The 21,293-nt window shown below is 44.1% G+C and carries 17 protein-coding genes; 2 read left to right on the top strand and 15 right to left on the bottom strand.

The genetic code is table 11. The features are described 5' to 3' along the window. Positions 1-458: 458 nt before the first annotated feature. Both CZ794_RS07975 and CZ794_RS07970 read right to left on the bottom strand, forming a co-directional pair. Positions 459-815, bottom strand: coding sequence for a hypothetical protein (locus CZ794_RS07975; protein ID WP_087041094.1), 357 nt, complete (start codon positions 813-815; stop codon positions 459-461). A gap of 93 nt (positions 816-908) precedes the next feature. Further along, positions 909-1,934: a protein kinase gene (locus CZ794_RS07970; protein ID WP_256958921.1), complete on the bottom strand. Its 1,026-nt coding sequence runs from the start codon at positions 1,932-1,934 to the stop codon at positions 909-911. Between the two features lie 81 nt (positions 1,935-2,015). On the opposite strand from CZ794_RS07970, the gene CZ794_RS07965 reads away from it, so the two are divergent. After that, the gene (locus CZ794_RS07965) at positions 2,016-2,981 is read left to right on the top strand and encodes an ATP-binding protein (RefSeq protein ID WP_087041093.1); all 966 of its coding nucleotides are present in this window, start codon (positions 2,016-2,018) and stop codon (positions 2,979-2,981) included. A 1-nt stretch (position 2,982) separates the two neighbouring features. Here the strand turns inward: CZ794_RS07965 and CZ794_RS07960 are convergent, their stop codons facing one another. The 8 genes from CZ794_RS07960 to CZ794_RS07925 all read right to left on the bottom strand — a co-directional run bounded on the left by CZ794_RS07960 (position 2,983) and on the right by CZ794_RS07925 (position 12,977). Then, on the bottom strand, positions 2,983-4,122 hold the full coding sequence (locus CZ794_RS07960) for a ribonuclease Z (RefSeq protein ID WP_087041092.1): 1,140 nt from the start codon (positions 4,120-4,122) through the stop codon (positions 2,983-2,985). A 44-nt stretch (positions 4,123-4,166) separates the two neighbouring features. Next, complete coding sequence (locus tag CZ794_RS07955) at positions 4,167-4,415, bottom strand: hypothetical protein (RefSeq protein ID WP_087041091.1); 249 nt, start codon at positions 4,413-4,415, stop codon at positions 4,167-4,169. A gap of 68 nt (positions 4,416-4,483) precedes the next feature. After that, on the bottom strand, positions 4,484-5,152 hold the full coding sequence (locus tag CZ794_RS07950; protein ID WP_087041090.1) for a glutathione S-transferase: 669 nt from the start codon (positions 5,150-5,152) through the stop codon (positions 4,484-4,486). A 185-nt stretch (positions 5,153-5,337) separates the two neighbouring features. Further along, the gene (rarD, locus tag CZ794_RS07945) at positions 5,338-6,408 is read right to left on the bottom strand and encodes an EamA family transporter RarD (RefSeq protein ID WP_087041089.1); all 1,071 of its coding nucleotides are present in this window, start codon (positions 6,406-6,408) and stop codon (positions 5,338-5,340) included. Positions 6,409-6,653: 245 nt separating this feature from the next. Beyond that, positions 6,654-7,718: an EamA family transporter RarD gene (rarD, locus tag CZ794_RS07940; protein WP_087041088.1), complete on the bottom strand. Its 1,065-nt coding sequence runs from the start codon at positions 7,716-7,718 to the stop codon at positions 6,654-6,656. Between the two features lie 181 nt (positions 7,719-7,899). Continuing rightward, on the bottom strand, positions 7,900-10,713 hold the full coding sequence (gene gyrA / locus CZ794_RS07935; RefSeq protein WP_087041087.1) for a DNA gyrase subunit A: 2,814 nt from the start codon (positions 10,711-10,713) through the stop codon (positions 7,900-7,902). A 286-nt stretch (positions 10,714-10,999) separates the two neighbouring features. Continuing rightward, on the bottom strand, positions 11,000-11,179 hold the full coding sequence (locus tag CZ794_RS07930; RefSeq protein WP_087041086.1) for a hypothetical protein: 180 nt from the start codon (positions 11,177-11,179) through the stop codon (positions 11,000-11,002). Positions 11,180-11,282: 103 nt separating this feature from the next. Further along, entirely contained in the window at positions 11,283-12,977 is a 1,695-nt protein-coding gene (locus CZ794_RS07925) for a S9 family peptidase (RefSeq protein ID WP_087041085.1), read from the bottom strand. 327 nt (positions 12,978-13,304) lie between these two features. Between CZ794_RS07925 and CZ794_RS07920 the strand changes: the two genes are divergently transcribed. Continuing rightward, positions 13,305-14,213 (top strand): methyltransferase domain-containing protein, encoded by a 909-nt coding sequence (locus CZ794_RS07920; protein WP_087041084.1) that lies wholly within the window; start codon positions 13,305-13,307, stop codon positions 14,211-14,213. Between the two features lie 50 nt (positions 14,214-14,263). Here the strand turns inward: CZ794_RS07920 and CZ794_RS07915 are convergent, their stop codons facing one another. From CZ794_RS07915 to CZ794_RS07895, 5 genes are all read right to left on the bottom strand, one after another. Then, positions 14,264-15,466: an ABC transporter ATP-binding protein gene (locus CZ794_RS07915; protein ID WP_373407914.1), complete on the bottom strand. Its 1,203-nt coding sequence runs from the start codon at positions 15,464-15,466 to the stop codon at positions 14,264-14,266. 124 nt (positions 15,467-15,590) lie between these two features. Continuing rightward, positions 15,591-17,267 (bottom strand): iron ABC transporter permease, encoded by a 1,677-nt coding sequence (locus CZ794_RS07910; RefSeq protein WP_087041082.1) that lies wholly within the window; start codon positions 17,265-17,267, stop codon positions 15,591-15,593. A gap of 123 nt (positions 17,268-17,390) precedes the next feature. Beyond that, positions 17,391-18,515 (bottom strand): Fe(3+) ABC transporter substrate-binding protein, encoded by a 1,125-nt coding sequence (locus tag CZ794_RS07905; RefSeq protein WP_087041081.1) that lies wholly within the window; start codon positions 18,513-18,515, stop codon positions 17,391-17,393. A 334-nt stretch (positions 18,516-18,849) separates the two neighbouring features. After that, positions 18,850-19,617, bottom strand: coding sequence for a 16S rRNA (uracil(1498)-N(3))-methyltransferase (locus CZ794_RS07900; RefSeq protein WP_087041080.1), 768 nt, complete (start codon positions 19,615-19,617; stop codon positions 18,850-18,852). Further along, on the bottom strand, positions 19,614-21,224 hold the full coding sequence (locus CZ794_RS07895; RefSeq protein WP_087041079.1) for a 3-deoxy-D-manno-octulosonic acid transferase: 1,611 nt from the start codon (positions 21,222-21,224) through the stop codon (positions 19,614-19,616). The genes CZ794_RS07900 and CZ794_RS07895 overlap by 4 nt, the downstream gene beginning before the upstream one ends. Positions 21,225-21,293 lie beyond the last annotated feature (69 nt).

The raw sequence follows: 21,293 nt of genomic DNA, 5'->3' as shown, positions 1-21,293 counted from the left end.
TTACATCAATTACCTAGTTTGCAGTCCACCCCTAAAATTTTAAAAACGTCTAATTCCCCACCTGACCCATACTGTCTCAGTCTTTGACTATCTAAAGTATGGGATTAGCATGGGATAGCATTTACTGCTCATATAGCATTACGATTTATATAAAACATATATATAACAAGGTATTAGCTATCGTATCGCTGCAGTGATTTAATTGTAAGGAGGTTTCGAGTCTCTCCAGCCCCACCATTTTCGGATAGTACATCTTAGACCAAATATTAAAGCCTGCTTTTTAGCAGGTTTTTTTGTGTCTGCAATTTAATATCGAAACTATTTCGAGTTAGAGACAATGTTGATTGGAAACCATATACCAATTTTAAAATGTGTGACATTAGCATTTTACCAAAGCTAACCTCATGCAATATTAGCCATTAAGCATTGCGTACATGATAAATTTTTCACCTTATATATCAAAAATCTTCATCATATTCTCGTTCAGGAGCGTAATTTCCATCAACTATTATGGAACACCAACCAAGGTATACTTCAAAAAACTTTAGACTTGTTACTCTATATTGGTTTTCTGATACTTTATCTATAGACACCATGGCATGATTATAATAGGTGTATTTACCTCCAACTCCACTAGGATACAATAAACTCAATCGTTCTGTATCCAATTCCACTATCTCACCTATTAGCGAAAATGGAGCGAAATCAAAAGTTAGTATAAACTTAGCGTCAATCTTACAGAAACAAGGTATATCTTCTCTTTTAATAAGTTCATTTATTCTAAGATCTGTTGGTATACACATTGACAATATCATATTGAACTCTCTTTTATAATTTTAGCTAATACTAGATTTAAAATTGAATCCACTTTTAGCAGGTTTTTTTGTGTCTGGATTTCAATCGTAGGTTCACACTTTCTCTAAATCTAACAGTATTTCATCCATACTTTGATACCGCTTCTCTACTCGCTTCGCCAATGCGCTATCTACGATAGATTGATAACGACTATATGATAACGGCTGTCTTGGAATAGGCTGCTGGCAATGCTGAATTGCCCAATCACTCATTTCATCAATACTCTCAGCAGCAATCTTAAACGGTCGTTCGCCCGTAAGTATTTCAACGATCATGATACCAAACGCGTAAATATCGCTTTGTATCGTTGCTCTCTCTCCCTGCCAGCGCTCAGGTGCAAGATAGGCAGGCGTTCCAGCAGAACTTGAGTGAATAGGTTGATGAATCATCTCTGCTAATGCAAAATCAATCATGACTAGATCAGACGTTTCGCTAATATTATGCCCATCATCTTCTAAAGCCGTATTAAGCAAAATATTACTGGGTTTAATATCATTGTGTAGCCAGCCAGCATGATGTAACTTGGCTACAAGATAAGCCGCTTGCTGAATAAAATGATGCTTGTAATTATCGGTTAATAACGGACGGTTTTGACTAGTAAGCTGCTTTGCTAAATTTCCATTTGGATAATAAGGCATGACAAGTGCCATTAATCGCTGACTCTGCCCCATTGCTTGAATACTTATTGTGTCAAAAGCGAATACAGAAGGAACAAACGATTTTTGGCCGCTCTGATTTTGTGATAATGCGTTCAAAGATTTCAGCACATCACATTCATGAGTCAAACCGGATAAATTATGACTATCAGAAGCATTTAGCTGCCACTTAATCATAACACTACCAAATTGCGGATGCTTTGCGCGCGTCAAACCTTGATAACAATCTGTTGCTATGGTTGTTGTTTCAGCGCTTCGTGTTTGCAGATCGTGTTGCTGAGCAATACGCTGGTGCACTATTTCGCTATATTGTCGTGCGCATAGTGTTTGAGTGATAAGAGGCAATAGCCGCTGAGCCTGCGTTTGCAGTGCTTGTATAATCAGCGGATTACTGGCACTATTTTGCATGGTCTGGTTTTTCATGGCAAACTCTCATCATATAGTGACGTCCTGAAAAAACCACGATGACACCTCTCAAATCCCACCTCAACAGTCAGAGCTATTATGTCGCAACCTACCCACTCGTCTAACCCTACTACTCATTATACCCTGCCCAAGCCGCTACTGGATTTGCTGACTCAATATTTGCAAGAGCAGGTCACGCCAGCGATTGACATTGATTCTGAGCAGCTTGCCTACCGCTGGGTCGGCGGTCATAATGGTCATCTAGCGCCGCTCGCAGTCAATCTGTTTTTAAGTTTAGACGACTTGCAAGGTATTGAGCGACAAAAATCAAAGCTCATACAAAATACGCGTCAGTTTTTAAAAGGCTATCCAGCCAATCATGTCTTGATGACAGGGACACGTGGTGCAGGTAAATCCTCACTAATTCGTGCTTTATTACAAGCTTATCATAGTGAAGGGCTGCGCATTATTGAGATTGCTCGTGATGATTTGCAAGTATTGGATAAAATACGCGCGGCCATTAAGGCGTTGCCCGTAGACTGTGGCTGCCGTTACATAGTGTACTGCGATGACTTGGCATTTAATGGTCAAGATGAAAGCTATCGCGCTCTAAAAAGCGTACTCGATGGTGCGCTGGATTCTGAACAAGACAAGCTACTGGTCTACGCCACCAGTAACCGCCGTCGTCTATTACCGCAGATGATGAAGGACAATCTTGATATTTATAATGGTCAGACGGATGAGGTCAATCCTTATGAGACCATTGATGAGACCGTGTCGTTATCGGATCGATTTGGTTTGTCACTCACCTTTCACCCCATGGATCAGCAAACCTATCTACAAATTATTCAGCATTATCTGATGTTGGAACAACAGAAAATCTTGACCAGTGCCGACACAACTATTGAAGTTAGCTCAGAAGACGGCAGTTTGCCTGACGCAATTAGAGCAGATGCGCTACGCTGGGCATCCGAACGCGGCGGGCGCTCAGGACGAGTGGCTTATCAATTCAGTCGTTATTGGAGCGGCAAGACACAGCTGGCTATCGAAGACAGCAAACGTTGAACTATTTCTCATGATCGCGTGCAGAGCCTATATACTGCACGCGACTCTCCTTTTGACTGCCTTCTTGAGTGTCTGCCAAGTCGGTAGCCCCATTAACGGTATATTGAGCAAAATCTTCTGCCAGCCATAGATTGCCTTGGTAAACACTTTGCGCATCTAAGCGAATATAGGCCATATTTGGCGTTTCGCTATCTGGATTATCAAAGCCCTGATAACGAGCGCTAAAGTGGGTCAAAATGATGTTTTTTAGGTTCATTTTTTGTGCGAATGTACCCACTATGTGCGCGCTGCTATGCATGGGATCAAAGTCAGGGTTGCGGGCTTGAATAGCCATCATGACCTCGTGCGTATAAGTGGCCTCGTGCACCAATAAATCCGCATCCATAACCGCTGTACTCAGACATTCTGGCGTGTCATTGTCCCCTGCTATTACTACTTTTGTCCGCTGCACATCATCATGAACATAGTCTGCTGAATGCAAGTGCTGACCATCCTCCGTGGTGACGTTTTCGCCTTGTTGTAGCTTTCCCCACAGCGCACTTGCTGGGATACCATTTGCTATGAGCTTGTCCGTGTTAAGCGTGCGACGGCTGATGGTCTGAGTGATACCAAACCCATGAGATGGCACACGATGTGATAACGGATAAACCTCTATCATCAGCTGATGTTGATTATCCAAGTCGATTTTTATTTTATTATCTTCTTGCGACAACAGATCTTCTATAGACACAAAGTTGAGGATAAATGGCAGATATAGTTCAGTATGTAGGATAAAGCCATCAAGCAGCGCCGAGATGGCTTTTGGTGCAATCAGCGTCAGTGGCTCACGGCGACCTGACATCGCAGCACTCGCAAGCAGCCCTGGCAGGCCATAACAGTGATCACCATGGACGTGCGTAATACAAATAGCCGTCAATTGATGTAAGGAGAGCTTGGTATGTAGCAATTGCTGCTGTGTGCCTTCGCCGCAATCGATGAGCAGCCACGGGCGCGACTTTTTATTTTGACTGTTACTATGAGGCCGGTTGCCTTGCGATGAACCAGAAGTATGAAGATTCAAGCATTCTATCGCCAATGCGGTCACATTGCGCTGCTTGGTTGGCACACCAGCTGATGTGCCAAGAAAGGTTAACTTGAGCATGGGCGGCTTCTCTGACTAATACCAGTCATTTATTTATCCATTGACTATGACAACTGACATAGCATGGTTTTTTGATTTTCTACCATTTGTCCACCATTGGCTCGGCATTCGCTGACCATATTGGACTCATAAGACTTCCAACCGCCATAAAAGCTGGCCAAACATAGCAGCACGACCAATATCTTTTGAGTCCATGACTTGATAGAGACTTGCTGTGCACGAATTTCTTGACGGCGAGTATCGCTACTATCGGCATTCACTGTATCTTTAGCCAGTTTATTCTGGTCGCTCATGCTACTACCTTTTATATATACTATGGTTAAATAAGAATTAAAAATCCTCGCAATAGCATATTATATCTTTAAAACTTCGGTGTGCCGCCTTTTTCTTCAGCACGTTTAAAGGCTGGACGCTCTTGGCAACGCTTAAGCCAGTTTAGTAGATTGGCAAATCTGACTCTGTCCATCCCTGCACGCGCATTAGACGCTGCAACGACAATATACATCTGAATATCAGCGGCGCTAAAAGTCTCTCCTGCAAACCAATGATTGTCTTGCAGATGATGCTCCATCAAATTTAAGTTGTTCATGATATTATTATCGATCATGCCATCTTCTACTTGTTTGCGAATGCCTTTACTGATGGGCTTGATAAGCATCGGCGATCTCTCAACCACTTTGCTAAATACCAAACGCATGACTAAAGGCGGCATCGCAGAAGCTTCAGCAAAGTGCATCCAAAAAGTATAGTTTTCCCACGCTGTTTCATTGTCATCCGCAGGTTTGAACTGATGGTCGGTATCATAATGTCTAAGCAGATATTCAATAATAAAACCTGACTCAGCCAACGCTCGACCATCCACTTCAAGCACTGGGGTATGACCAAGCGGATGTACCTTTTTTAAGCTTTCAGGTGCCAGATAAGATTTGGTGCGCTCATAGCTGGTTAGCTTATAATCAAGCTCAAGCTCTTCTAATAACCATAAAATACGAAATGAGCGCGAGTTATTTAAATGATGCAGATTTAACATAGACCGTCCTAGTTGTAGTATAAGTAAATAATAATATCCATAGATGATGCCGCATATTCTATTACGCGTGACAACATTAACATCGATAATAGCGTAATTGATTCACCTTTAACATAGGCGCTATGTAGAACAATCACGAAAAATTATGTCTACTAAGTCAACTTTATGACACTATCTACTCCATATTATTCTAAATGTAACGCTTCAATTTTGCGGGTCATCTTGTCTATTTTTTGCTGATATTTTTTTATTTTTCGGAATCGATGCGCGATTAGCACGCCTTTGATACGGCGATTTTTGAGACGGCGACGCGGCGGAAAACTGCCAACTTGTGGCTCATTGTACCCATGTAGGCGATCATCACGTTTGCGTGCCAGATAACCGAGGGCGCTATCAGCAATCATAATAAGCAGTGCGATAAAGATCATGCTATACATCAGCATGGAGCCGCCATCGTGCAAATTACGATCCAAAATCGCAATTGAAAATATAAACAAAAATATCGGTTCCAGATAACACAACGTCCCAAACAACGAGACTGGCAACTTTTGGCTTGCTACCATGGTCAATGACATCGCAGCGGTACTGATAACGCCCAATAATGGCAATAGATACCAAAGCTTGTCGCTTGCGATGGCTATTTCAAAACCGCCGTTAAAATACAGCGCAATCAACACAACGGGTAATAACAACACAAGATCAGAAATCAAGCCTGTGATTGGCGGCACGGCCAGCTTACGACGCAGCAAGTAGTACGGCGGATACCCCAAGCAAACGAACAAAGTCGCCCAAGAGATAGCGCCATATTGGAAAATATCATAAGCAATACCAAAACCTGCACATATGATGGCCGCCCATTGCAATAGACTCATTTTTTCATTATAAAAGAACCGACCAATAACGATCATGATCATCGGATATAGGAAGTAACCCAACGTCACCTCAAGCCCCAAATCATTGACAGGTGCCCACATAAATATCCAAATTTGGGCGCCCAAAATTGGTGTGGGTAATATAAATAAGAACCATTCTTTTGCGCCCTTCAATGTTTTTAGATAATCAAAAATATGCTGCCATTGTTTGAGCACACTGATCAGTAGTACCAGACTAAAAAACATCGTCAATACGCGCCAAGAAGCCACTTGCGTGCCTGATAATGGTTGCAATAGCAAACCAAATAGGAACAGCAAAGAGTATAAAAAGTTTGCAGCCACAGCAGTGATGGTACCCTGCGAGGTTTGGTTAGTAGTCAGCATCACAACAGCCTTTAAAGATTGGGGCACATCCTTGGCAATTTTAAAAAAAAACAAAAGCCTCAGACGAGAACGTCTGAGGCTTTTGCATATAAGGTCGTCGCGCCATCTAAAATCAACGCTTGTAATGTATTGTGCTTACATCATGGGCGGCATTATGTCAAAGTCAGCATAGATAAGCAATGCTACTGTTCATCTAGTGTGTTAACTTCTACCTTGAGTAAATTTAATACACCTAAGTACTTATTTTAAAAAGAATTATCCAGTTTTTTCTGTATCTTATTTATCTTCTTTCGATAACGACGAATTTTGCGAAAACGATGCGCTTTTAGTGCGCCATCGATACGCTGATTGATATAGTGACGACGCGGCGGAAATCCGCCTACCTGTGGCTCTCTATAGCCATGTAAATGGTTGTCACGGCGACGAACCAGATATCCTATCACACTATCAATTATCATCACCAAAAGCGCAAGCGTAATCATGCCATACATAAAGAGCGATCCGCCTTCATCAAGGCTTTGACTCAGAATAGTAATGGAGAACACAAATAACAGCATCGGCTCTATGTAGCTCAGTGCCCCAAATAATGAAACCGGCAGCTTATTACTCGCCATCATTGTCAAAGACATGGCAAGCGCACTAAAAGCGCCCAAGAGTGGCAATAGATACCAAAACTTCATGTTTTGCGCCGCTACACTAAAACCACCACTCATATAAAGCATGGCGAGTACCACTGGCGTCAATAATGTCAAATCAAACAGCAGACCAGTAATGGGCGGCACAGAAAGCGTGCGCCGCAAGAGATAATAAGGCGGATATCCCAAGCACACAAACAAAGTTACCCAAGATACCGACCCATATTGAACAATGTCATAACCAATGCCTAAGGCTGCACATAGTGCCGCTATCCACTGCAATGCGCTCATATACTCTTGATAAAAAAAGCGACCGATCACTATCATCATGAGTGGCAACAGAAAATATCCCAAAGTAACATCGAGACCAAAACCATTCACAGGTGCCCACATAAATAACCAAATTTGCCCACCCAAAATTGGTGCCGGTAATATAAATATGAGCCATTCTTTTGCTGTCTTTAGCGTCTTTATATAATCAAAAACATGCTGCCACTGTTTGGTTAAACTGAGCAATATGACCAAACTGAGCAGCATCATTAGCACGCGCCATGACGCCACCTGCGTGCCTGTCAGGGGCAGCATAAACAGTCCAAACAAAAACATCATCGAAAACAAAACGCTCGATGAGACCGAGGCGACAGTTCCTTGAAAGGTTTGATTGGTGGTGAGCATAACTACGGCCTTTAAAATATAACGTGATGAACATTTTTTTCAATTATTGATGCTATCAAAACTTGAAAGCAGACCATAAAAGAGACAAAATGCTAGAAAAACAAAAGCCTCCAACGATAGCGTTAGAGGCTTTTTTAGAGCAGTGCGAAAAACTAAACTAAAAAACTAACTGCCAAGACGTTTATTGGTCATTGTCTGCCGAGTCATCATCCAATGAATAGTCATTGGCCATATCAATCGTATCATTGACATCCGCAGTTGCTGATTCTTCAGCGACTTTATTAATATCTTGTTGTTCTTGACCGTCAACCTCAAACGTACCATCTTCTCTCATGGCATCGATTAACTCATCAGCGTTTTCTTCATTTTCTACTCGCGCCATGGCAACCAGTTTCTCATCTTTTGATAAGCGAATCAGTGTCACACCTTGAGTATTGCGTCCAGAACTGGCCACATGCTCAACAGGCGTACGTACTAACGTGCCTTTGTCTGAGATTAAGATAATATCATCTTCAGGCTCGACTTTGGTCGCACGAACTAGTGCACCATTGCGCTCACTGGTTTTGATCGCGATAACACCGCCGCCACCACGATTTTGGGTATTGAACTCATCGATAAAGGTACGCTTACCAAAGCCATTTTCACAAGCAATCAAGATCTCGCGCACATCATCTTCGATGACAACCAATGATTTGATAAACTCATCATCTGCCAAACGCATACCACGTACGCCTTTTGCAGTACGACCCATTGCACGAGCATCATTCTCATCAAAGCGAATGGCTTTACCACTTGAGGCAAACAGCATAACTTCTTGGCTACCATTGGTGATGCGAGCACTGACCAATTTATCGCCGTCCTCTAAACCAACAGCAATCAGGCCGTTCGAACGGATATTAGCAAACTGCTTAAGCTCAACCCGCTTAACTGTACCATTCGCCGTTGCAAAGAAGACAAAAGGAGGCTCTGCTTCATTAGTATCTTCTAATGACTCATCATCCGTTAAGGAAATATTACCTTTTGCAGAAACATCTTCTATTGTTTTTGGAATAGGCAATATAGTCGTCACCGTCTCATCACCATTTAACCCAATCAAGTTGACTAATGGACGACCACGAGCGCCGCGACTGGCAATCGGTACTTCAAAGCCCCGCAAGCTAAAGACGCGCCCACTATCCGTAAAGCACAATACCGTCGCATGCGTAGATGTTACAACCAAATGATCAATCACATCGTCTTCTTTCATCGCAGTTGCAGACTTGCCTTTGCCGCCACGTTTTTGTGCCACATAATCATCAATCGGCTGAGTTTTTGCATAGCCCGTACGAGAAACAGTCATGACCACGGTTTGTTCAGGAATCAGGTCTTCACGGTTAAAATCAGTACGTGAGTCGATAATGTCGGTACGACGCTCATCGCCAAAATTGTCACGAATCTCAATCATCTCATTAGAGATAATGGTCATCAGCTTGTCAAAATCACCCAAAATAGACTCTAAATGCGCAATTTCACGCAGTAAGTCTTGATATTCTTCGGTCAACTTATCTTGCTCAAGACCCGTCAAGCGATGCAGTTGCATGTCTAAAATGGCATTGACCTGCTCAAGGGATAAGCGATAGCGCTGCTCACCGCCAGTTTCATCATCGATCAAACCGAATGGCGCTTTAGGATCTTCGCCTTCAATGAAATCAGGACGCACTGATTGACTACCCGCAGCAGTCAGCATCGCAACAACGCTGCCTGAGCCCCACGTGTTATTCAATAAGCTTTCACGTGCTAGGCCACGGTTTGCAGACGCTTTGATGGTTGCAATAATCTCATCGATATTTGCCAGTGCAACTGTCAAACCTTCGAGCAGGTGACCACGTACACGTGCTTTGTTTAACTCGTAAATGGTACGGCGCGTGACGACTTCTTGACGATGGCGCACAAATGCCGCAATCAATTGGCGCAAGGTCAATACTTTTGGCTGACCATTATCCAGTGCCACCATATTGATACTGAAGCTAGATTCAAGCGGGGTTTGCAAGAATAAGTTATTAACGATAACTTCTGCTGTCTCACCACGGCGCAAGTCAATAGCGATACGCATGCCGTCTTTATCAGATTCATCACGAATCTCACTGATGCCTTCGATTTTTTTATCGCGAACCAATTCAGCAATACGCTCAATCAGCTTGGCTTTATTGGCTTGATAAGGCACTTCCGTGAAGACAATACGCTCACGATCGCGGTTAACACCCGTATCACTCATCGGTTCAATATGATAACGACCACGTATGTGCAGACGACCTTTACCCGTACGATAAGCATCTAAAATGCCCGCGCGGCCATAGATAATACCGCCTGTCGGAAAATCAGGGCCTGAGATATGTGACATCAGCTCTTCAGCTGAGACTTGTGGATTTTGGGCATAGGCCAAACATGCATTGATGACTTCGGTCAAATTATGCGGTGCCATGTTGGTGGCCATACCAACAGCAATACCCGTCGCACCATTCACCAATAGGTTGGGAATACGTGCTGGCATCACGCTTGGCATGCGCTCAGATCCGTCGTAGTTGTCTTCCCAATCAACCGTGTCTTTGTCCAAATCAGCCAGCATTTGGTGAGTCAGCTTGGTCATACGTACTTCGGTATAACGCATCGCTGCCGGTGGATCATCATCGATTGAACCAAAGTTACCTTGACCATCGACCATCGGATAACGCAAGCTAAAGTCCTGTGCCATACGTACGATGGCATCATATACCGCGCTATCGCCATGTGGGTGGTATTTACCAATAACATCACCAACCACACGTGCAGATTTTTTATAAGGTTTGTTGTAATCGTTAGATAGCACATGCATGGCGTACATGACGCGGCGATGTACAGGTTTGAACCCATCACGCACATCAGGTAGTGCACGCGAGACGATCACGCTCATCGCATAATCCAAATAGGATTGTTTTAGTTCATCCACAATGCCAATAGGACTGACCGATTCGCTCATATACACTCCTTCACTCTCGTTTTTTCTAATGCAGACACTTTTTAAGATACTGATACACTCTACAAAAAATAGCTGCATCAATGCGCAGCTACTCTCAAAATAGTGATCAGAAAAACGCTATTAAACGTGCAAAACAATAAGAAAACGACGATCGTTTTAATGTTTAATAAAAGAAGCTATTTTAGCACAAAATTGCTGATTTAGGGGGTTCTGACTGTCATTAACATCAAGGAAAACAGCTTATTAGCAGCGATATTTTAATAACTGAACTCCCTCTTGATCTATATCAGCGACAAGTTTTTTTGGATTGGCTAATTTTGCCATTGTTACACACAAATTTACCATCTGCTGAGCAGTGAGACACCCCGCCCATCTTACCTGAACATGGGGTGTTTTTTGCTTGTGCTTGGCTAATAGGCGCAACAACAAAGATAATTGTGAATAGTGACAATAGTATTGATTTCATATTTTTCTCTCTTCAATTATTGGCAGACAGTTATCAAAAAACTGCATCTAGCAGATACAGTTTTTGATGGTGAAATAGTGGTTATGAGAAAGTCTGAATGCGCTTAACTGGCTGTGAATTCCTGATCAAAGAATTCGCGTGTCGCTTGGGTACAGGCTGCGCTGACTAAGCCGCCGTGGTAGCTAGCCAATACAGCAGCGCCTGCTGCTTGGGCCAATAATGTCGGATCCGTTACTCCTCCCGCTTGAGCATCTGCGATGGCTTTGTTTTGAACGGCTGTCAAAGTTGCAGAAAATCTGCCTTGGACATTGTCAATGATGGACGTGGACATCCATGGATTGCTCATGGCACTACCAATCGATGTGACTGCGCCGCGATTGCCTCTGGTATCAACATCCAATACTGTGACATTCAGATTGGCACCTGACGCTGCTCCTGCTTGTTGTATGATGGCCGTCATTGATCCTGTGTTTATATCATAATAAACGGTTGGGTCTTGGTTACCACCGCACAATAGCGCTGGCATTTTAGGCACATAACCGCGAAGGTCATTGTCTTTTAGCGCTTTGCGCAAATTGTTTTGTGGATTAGCAGCTGGTAATACTCCTGTGCTAGCGACTAGGCTGTCTGGATTTTGCAAGGCATCAGCGACGTAAGCGGCACGGAAATCTGTTTTTATCAGATATTTATCATCGTCGAACCCTAAGAAAGCAAAAGGCAAATTGCTGGTTGGGAGTTGATCGAGGATAGCATTATTGGTAGGTTTTGACTGGAAAAGCGCGTTATCAGGTAACTTGCCAGCGTTCACTAACTGAGCAAAGGTTTGCGTACTTGGTAGCTGAGTATTGGCATACTGCGCTGAGAAAATATCGGATGTATTGCTATAGATATTTTTGTACTTTTTATCCAAACCCACTGCCAATAACGGTGCAAAGCGTGTTGCGCCAATATTTACATTTCCTCTAAATATAAAATCGCCAAATGCGGCCAATGCATAAGGGCCTGATGAAGGCGCAATCGCCGTCACAGGCTTGTTTTGTTGTTCTAGAAGACGGGCGGTTGCCATGGCAACGTGCCCACCTTGTGAGTATCCGCTAATAAACAGTTTGCCAGAGTCATCAATACTGGTGTAATCCGTATCATTGACGCGTTGTTGTCTATCAATAATCGTACGCGCACCCTCTAACGCATCTGCCATGTCAGTAGCTTGCTGCTCTGCCACCAGATACGGATGATAATCTAGATTAGAATCATCATAACCGGCATAGTTTGGTGCTACCACAATGTAACCTTGGGCAGCAAAATTCGCGGCTATCGATGTGGCTTCCTCAGCTGCTGGGTTTTGAGTATTCGCCACTTGACTAAAGTCATAGTCTTTATCGGTGGTGGTGCCATGTGCATAAAGCAGTATGGGTCGATCGCCTTGACAGTCTGCGCTATCACCACTTGGTAACATCAATGCAGCCGTCGCATTGGTACGCTCGCCCGCTGCCCCTACCGTTGGATAATTGATTTTTTCGATTTTAATATCACATTTGGCATCAGGCGTTGCGGTATTGCCTAGACCAAATCCATTATCAATTTGACTGGTAGTAAAGGCACTGATGGTTTCAACGGTTGTGTCATTAGAGACGACTCTATCGTTGTCATCATCCCCGCAGCCCACCAGTAGTAAGCTGCTAGCAATAGCGACCGACAGCAAACAGCGTGACGTTTTTGGTTGATTGGTAATAACGGCAGTTGCGCGTTGAGTGTTGACAGCTGGTGTGAGGCGGGTGGCAGATTTGGATTTTATCATCGTTACTATCCTTAGTAGTGATGGCCTTATCAAAGGCAAGTCAATAAATTGCCGATAGTCCATGGCAGTAGATAATTTGAGTGTGGAAGCGATTCTAATCAGTGCTCGGTCTTAAACCCTTTCTTAAAAACTTACATGACTAAAATTGTTTCTTAAACCTTACTATTTATACCGTAAAATATTATCAAAAGCTACTGCAAAGCATGACCTTTGCTTCTTTTTTGACACTAAAAAACAATATTCTAAGCTATCAAACCAATCCTAGCATCGCTCTCTTCTTTATTGTACGATGTTGCAAAATATCACCTCGATACAGACCTATTCTTTATGCAAACAATACCTCAAGACACAAAAAACGCTGATACCCCATTGTTAGAATCAGCAACTGCATCGACGCCGCAAGTATTGGAACCACAAGACGCACGGACGGATCGCAATTTCGATGCCATCGCTGATCATTTTGAAAAAAAAGTCTATGGTGGTCTAAAAGGTGAGATTCGATTGGCTGTGTTACGTCGTGATATTTTTGACTATAGTGCAAAGATGAGCGAAAAGCTTGGGCGACCCTTACGTATTCTCGATGTGGGCGCAGGTCTGGCACAGATTTCGATTGAGCTTGCTGCGCGAGGTCATAGCCTAGTCATCAATGACATCTCAGCCAATATGCTTGAAAAGGCAAAAGCGAGCGCGGTACAAATAGATAAAGCGTTGGATATAACCTGGTATGTCTGCCCGTATCAAGATCTTGAAGACAAGCTCAATAACGACTCTCAGCATAATGATACAAATTCGGATGGCGCTAAGTTTGATTTGATACTGTCACACGCGTTGCTAGAATGGTTAGCAGAACCTGCCATGGTTATGGATTTTTTTGATCGACAATTAGCCAATCATGGGGCGATATCGTTATGCTTCTATAATCCCGCCAGCTTCGATTATCGTAACCTCATCATGGGTAATTTTAACTTACTCGATAATACCGACTATAAGGCCGACAACAAAAAAAGCTTAACGCCCAATCATCCCGTTGCCAAAGCAGAAGTCGATGCTTGGTTGGCAGCCCATCATTATCAAACCGTTCTGACCAGTGGCTTGCGCGTATTTCATGATTATGCGCCCCTCAAACGTGGTGGTCATAATCATCCAGATGCCGTCATACGAATGGAGCTGCGTTACTCACAACTAGAGCCTTATAAATGGCTGGGACGGTATTTGCATGTGATGGCAACTCGGTAAATCTTTCAATCATGATAGCCAGTCTAAAGTTACCAGCAAACCGTTTTGTCTTATCGAATCTCTTCTACTCTTTCTGATTTATCAGATTCTGACCATGTTGTGGCATTGATTTCTTTTTCGTCAAATACCACGACATGCTCTAACAAGGGCAAGATGCCAATGTGTGAGCCTATCTCATGGTTATGGTGACTTGCGACCAAAGACAATACCGTCTGACCATCATCGAGCTGTAAGCGATACAAGTAGTTGGCACCGCGAAACACGCGCCCAATCACCAATGCGGTTCGCGCACTCTCATCATCATGAATGATATCATCAGGACGCACCAGCACCTTAATCGGCGTGCCGTTTGGGTAATCATACGCGCAATATTGCGGCTGTCCTAATTCATCATAAACTTCCATGCGTCGATAAATATCCCCCAAGGCAGTTTCGATACGGCCGTCTTTTATGATGCCATCTATCATCGCGCCTTCGCCGACGAACTCGGCAACAAAAGGACTGATTGGCTCATGGTACAACTCACTTGGGGTTGCCCATTGCACAAGCTTGCCTTTATCCATCACCCCAACTTTATCTGCCAGCGCAAAGGCTTCATTTTGATCATGAGTCACCAAGATAGCAGTGGTATTGGTGCGTTTGAGGATATCACGGACACTCATTGCCAACGACTCACGCAACACCACATCCAAATTCGAGAATGGCTCATCTAATAACAATAGCTTAGGCTTGGGTGCCAATGCTCGCGCTAAAGCTACACGCTGCTGCTGTCCACCTGAAAGCTCATGAGGACGTTTGTCAGCATGTTCGGTTAATTCGACTAAGCTTAGCATCTCAGTCACACGCGCTTTTTTATCAGCCGCAGACCATTTATTAAGCCCAAAAGCGATGTTTTTTGCGACGCTGAGATGACCAAAAAGCGCATAATCCTGAAATACCATGCCCATGCCACGTTTGGCTGGTGCAACGGTTAGTGTATTGCGAGCCGTTTGGTCCGTTAAACATTGATTGCTTAGATAAATGCTACCGCCGCGACTCGGTTCCAACCCTGCAATGGCCCGTAATGCCGTGGTTTTGCCGCATCCGCTGTATCCTAAAAAACAGCCAATCTCGCCTTGTTGCAAAACAAAAGACAACCCATTGACGACAATCGTATCCTCATAGCCAACCACCAAGTCCTGCACGCTAAAATATGGCTTAGTGTCACTTACTGAGCTGGCTTGTATTGATTTGAGATCAATTGAATCTTTCATCGAATCAGTGTGCATGCAAGATACTCGTTAAATAATATTAGATAAAAACTTTCGGATAAAACAGTAAAACCATCATAACGACAAAAAGCTATCGCTTGCTTTTCATGTATTTTAGCGCCCGCCTTTAATGCTGCTTGTCGCTTTGACGCAGCAATATCCAAACGGGTAACAGCCCAACCAGCACAATCAATAGGCTGGGTAATGCCGCACGCCCCCACATGCCTTCACTGGTCATTTCAAACACGCGAACGGCCAATGTGTCCCAGCCTTGTCGCCGCGTCATGAGTGTAATCGGCATCTCTTTCATGACCTCAACAAAGCCCATTAGCAATGCTGTCAACACTCCTGGGCTCAGCACGGGTAACACCACTTGTCGCCAGCGCTGATACGGGCTATCACTAAGTAACTTAGCCGCCGCTTCTTGATTGACTGTCAAGCGTTGTAATTGCCGGTCCACTGGCTGAAAGCTGACAGTCATAAAGCGTGTGGATAAGGCCAGTAACATCACAATCACACTGCCCGACAGCACTTGTTTTGAGATGATGCCAGAGGCAATCATTTGATTGTCTAGCCAAGCAATCGGAATAAATATGCCCACTGCCAATACTGTGCCCGGCACCACGTAACCCAAATTGGCCAGCGTGGTCATAAGCTTGGTCAATTTATCAGGATACTGCCGTTTAATCCACGCCATTATAATCGCCAAAACAGCAATAAAAAGCGTGGTCATACTCGCTATCATAAAGCTGTTGGTCACAAAATCGATATAACGTGCATCAAAATCTTGCCTAAAATTCAATGCTGTCCAATAAATCAGCTGTAAAAATGGGACGAAAAATGCCACCGCAAATACGAGCAGACACAGTAGCGTCATGCCCCATTTGGCAGGCGTACTGGTTTCAAAACGTTGACTACTGCCTTGCATCATCGAACGTCCGCGCTTTGCTTGCCAATACTGCTCAAACAAAACCACGATAAAGACCACTCCAATGAGCAAGGCCGCTAACTGTGCTGCTGTCGTTAAACTAAAAAACCCAAACCACGCTTTATAGATTGCTGTGGTAAAGGTATCGACGTTAAATATCGATACTGCGCCAAAGTCTGCCAACGTTTCCATACTTGCCAGCAATAATCCACCAACGATCCATGGCAGCGCTTGCGGCAACGCCAGTTTAAAAAATACCTGCCCTCGGCTCAGGCCAAGCATCTGTCCTGCTTCAATCGCACGCCGACCTTGCGATAAAAAAGCTTGGCGCGCTAATAAATAAACATAAGGATAGAAAGCCAACGATAATACCAGACCTGCGCCCCAGACATTGCGTACTGATGGAATCGCCGTCTCAATGCCAACATCTCGCAAACCAGTCTGTAATGGCCCACTAAAATCAACAATACCTATTGTCACAAACGCCAATACATACGCGGGGATGGCTAATGGCAACATCAATGCCCATGAAAAAAACCGCTGCCCAGGGAAGCGGTACATGCTGGTGATCCAAGCAAGCGTGGTGCCAATAATGCCAGAAATGGCTATCACCATCGACAATAAAATTGCCGTATTTTTGAGTACTTGTGGCAGCACATACTCTGCCATGTGCGACCAGATATCAGCGACTGGCTGCGTCCATGACAGTAATACGATTAAAATTGGGATGAGCATAAACAACGAAATCAGTCCTAAGACTGATTTGGAGAGAAAACGTTTAAAGAGTGTATGGTCTTGACTGGCAAGCTGCTGCTGACTAAGACGACCCTCAACTGTACCAGCTTGACGAACAGACGCGTTTGGCGTTGTGCTCATATCGTGATTACCATGCTTTAATGTCCTGTCATACGTATAACGGCGTTATACCAACCCCAAGCTTACAAGCGATATTTAAAGATTGGTATAAAAGCCATCATCAATCACCATGACTAAAAGTCGTTATTTATAACCTGCTTTATCCATTATTTGGATGGCTTGCGTTTGTAGCTCACCAAATTTTTGCACATTGATATCGTCTTTCTTAAACTGACCCCACGATCTGAGCATTTCTGACTCATCAACCCCTTCTTTCACTGGGAACTCTTTGTCTGAGCTGGCATAGATACCTTGTGCTTCATCAGAGGACAACCATTCTATCAGTTTAAGCGCGTCGTCTGGATTGTCTGAGCTGGCGACCACACCTGCACCTGAGATATTTGTGTGCGTACCAGTTGTGCCTTGGTTTGCCCAAAATAGCTTCACAGGGAAATCAGGCTTTTCATCGAGTAGACGACCATAGTAGTAGCTGTTGGCGATACCGACTTCACACTGACCAGCAGCAATCGCTTCTAACAGTGCTGTGTCGTCACTGAATATATCAGTGGCCAAATTATCGACCCAACCACGGATAATGGTTTCAGTTTTTTCTGGGCCTAAATGGTCAATCATACTTGCTACAAGTGACTGATTATAAACCTTCTTAGAACTACGTAGACATAGCTTGCCTTTCCACTTTGGATCGGCCAAATCTGCATACGTCGATAATTGGTCAGCGTTGACTTTGCTTGGGTCATAAAAGATAGTACGCGCGCGTAATGACAGACCTGTCCACTGACCTTTTGGATCACGGTATTTTGCAGGGACATTCGCTTCTAAAATATCAGAGGCCACTGGCTGGAGCAAACCTTCCTGCGAAGCTTGCCATAAATTGCCTGCATCAACGGTCAAAAGCATATCTGCTGGCGTATTTTGGCCTTCTGCTTTTAAACGCGCAAGCAATGGTCCGATACTATCTGTGACCAACTCAACCTTCACCCCTGTCTTTTCAGTATAACGGTCAAGCAACGGCTTAATAAGCTGCTCGTTACGTGAAGAATAGATAGTCACAGTATGGTTTTCAGTATCGGCTTTAGCATCACTGGTCGCAACGTCTGCTTCTGTACTAGCAGGCGCTTCTGTATCTCCGCTACCCTCTGTCGTAGAAGAATCGCTACAAGCGGTAAGCCCTAACATCATGCCAAATACAGCAACAGGTAAGGTCAGCTTACTAAAACTCGAAATGGTAGTGATGGCATTCAGTGACATGGTTTCTCCACAATGGTGTTATAAAAGATAGTGTGATCAAATGTTGGAAAGGCTGGTGAAAAAATCTGTGTGACCATTTATTGTGTCAACCACTGATAAAAATGATCAAGGCTACAATATCTAGAAACGATATACTAATGTAAATGAGAGTAATTATCAATACATTTTCTCCCATGAATCCTCTGATAACTTGCTCTCTAGCCGTATATAAATCGCCACCCTAAACTCAATAACGTTGATTTCTGTACAGTCAATGGAACAAAAAAATTACCACTACAAAAGCTTGGTGAATATAATTTTTTCTAAATCACTACCGGCAAGAAACGGCTTCTTTTTATAGCAACCACTGTCCCAATAGCGCGTTAACCGCCGCTTCAGTACGCAAAATCCGAGGCCCTATATGTACAGGCGTGCAACCTTGAGCAGCCAACAACGCTATCTCATAATCAATCCAACCACCTTCAGCGCCGATACACACCAAGCTTGGCAAGCCATAAACAGACTGCATGTGTAAATCTGGTTGGGCTGGAGACAGGCTGTCCAAAGACCGTTTCTTTATATAGTGAGCAAATGACTGTGTGCTATAAGGATGGGCCACAATAGCCCCATTGGTGACCAGATGCGCCAATTCATCTTCCACGAAGGGTTTGAAGCGTTTTTTTAGATAAATGCTTGGTGCTATCGTATCCACACCTTGTTGCAGCCCTTCTAATACAAACTCATCTAAACGCTCTAGCATCGGACTTTGCCAATAGCTTTTTTGGGTACGATAACTATTGATAAGGATGATATCGCGCACGCCAAGCGCCGTCATATCCATGATTAGGCGTCGCAGCACTTTTGGTCGGGGCAGCGCCAGTATCACTGTCAGCTCGAGCTTAGGTGGTGGCGCAGTTGTGAGCTGGACATCACATAACTGAATACAATCTTGTGTGATAGACTCAATGCTTGCCGTGCCAAGCTGACTGCCGATCTCCCCTATCTTTAGGGATTCACCTACTTTGGCACCTAATACTTGAGTCACATGACGTACTTGCGATACGGCGTTAATCTGAGCAGTCTCATGTACGATGTTTTCGGCTGGGAGTAATATACAGTTCATAACGCCTTTGAACCTGCATGCTTCTCTATGATATCCGTAATCATGGTGAGTTGACGAGGCAATACCGCTTGCTGCTGCATCGTCATGTGTGACCCTGCCTGCCCAGCCAGTTTTGCCAATGCCAAATTGTCCAACCAAGACACCAGCTGTTGATAAATCAGTATTGTCTCATCCTCATTATGAGATGCCTTACGCGAAGGTTTTTGCATCATATTTGCGACATTTTGTAGGGTGGTTTGCTCATATTTGCTAGCGTTATTTAGCGCAACCTTTTCTCTAGTAGCAGGACGATAAAACGTATTATTCGGCTGATATAACGCCCCTGCTTCAGATAGGGCATCTACCACACTTTGACAAGATTGCGTGTAGCGTCCCATGATCACAGGCGTGGCCACACTTGCCGGCTCCACTGGATTGTGCCCACCAATATCCACCAACGATCCGCCCACTAGTGCGACGTCCGCTAGCGTGTACCACGTCATCAGCTCACCCATACTATCAGCCAAATAGACTTGTGTGTCTGCTTCTATCGTCTCGTCTGTACTACGCCGCGCCATTTTTAGTGCTGTGTTTTGAATCAGCTCTGCGACTTCATCAAAACGTTCAGGGTGTCTGGGTACGATAATCAATAGCGCATCAGCCAGTGCTGAATTGGACAAGAGTTGCTGGTGTAATGACAGCGCGGTTTGTTCTTCACCGCTATGTGTGCTTGCCGCCACCCAGATCGGCCGACCTGCAACGCCCAACGCTTCTGCCAGCGTGCTCTTTTGTGTTGGCAAATAACTAGCGTCGTAGTCTTGCGTATTGTCTGCATGAGCCGTCTTATCGGTCGCTTTAGGGGTGTTAATCACCCACTTTAAGGAGCCTGCTACACGGATTTGCGCACTGTGCGCCCCCAATTGCCGAAAGCGTTTTGCTGACTCATTGTCTTGCGCAATGATGAGTGTCAGATTTTTCATCATACTGGTACTGACGGCACCAATCTTTTGATAGCTTTTAAAAGAGGACGCTGATAGACGGCCATTGACCAAGATACTAGGAATCTGATGCTCAGAGAGTTTGGTTAAAATGTTTGCCCACAGCTCCGTTTCTACAAACAAAGCTGCTACAGGGTTTACATGTGCCAAAAACGCTTCAATGACTGCTGGACTGTCAACCGGTACATAGCTATGGCTCATATCACCTTGAGTGATGTCGTCAGCAAAACGGCTGGCACCGCGAGCAAACCCTGTCTGAGTGGTATTGGTCAACCATATCTTGTAGCCCTGAGCCAATAAAGCATCCAATAAAGGTGCAACCGTATTGGTCTCCCCCAATGACACCGCATGACACCAAATCACGCCTTTATTTGCACGGGATGTATTCTCATCAATAGCAGACTCTATTGTTGGACGAGCGGGATAGTGTTTACCAAACCGCTGCGCCACTTCTTGCTGATAATTGTCACGCTTATGTGAGCGTCGCCATACCTGTAGTCGATATAATGGCTTGAGTAATCCGATACCAAATTGATAATAAAAAGGCGGCGTGTGCACAGAATGAAGGGGTAAAGAAGCACTATCAGGCGACTTCGAAGGACAATCAGGGGTGATATGAGGAGATGACATGAAGCTGCCCAGAGTAGTAATGGATTGATGAACAGAAAGCTAATGATAAAAAATGCGCCAATTCTACCT

This window comes from Psychrobacter sp. JB385 (assembly GCF_900163785.1).
Lineage (GTDB): Bacteria > Pseudomonadota > Gammaproteobacteria > Pseudomonadales > Moraxellaceae > Psychrobacter.
Note: the sequence above shows the minus strand (reverse complement) of the source record. Positions and strands in the feature narration are given on the sequence as shown.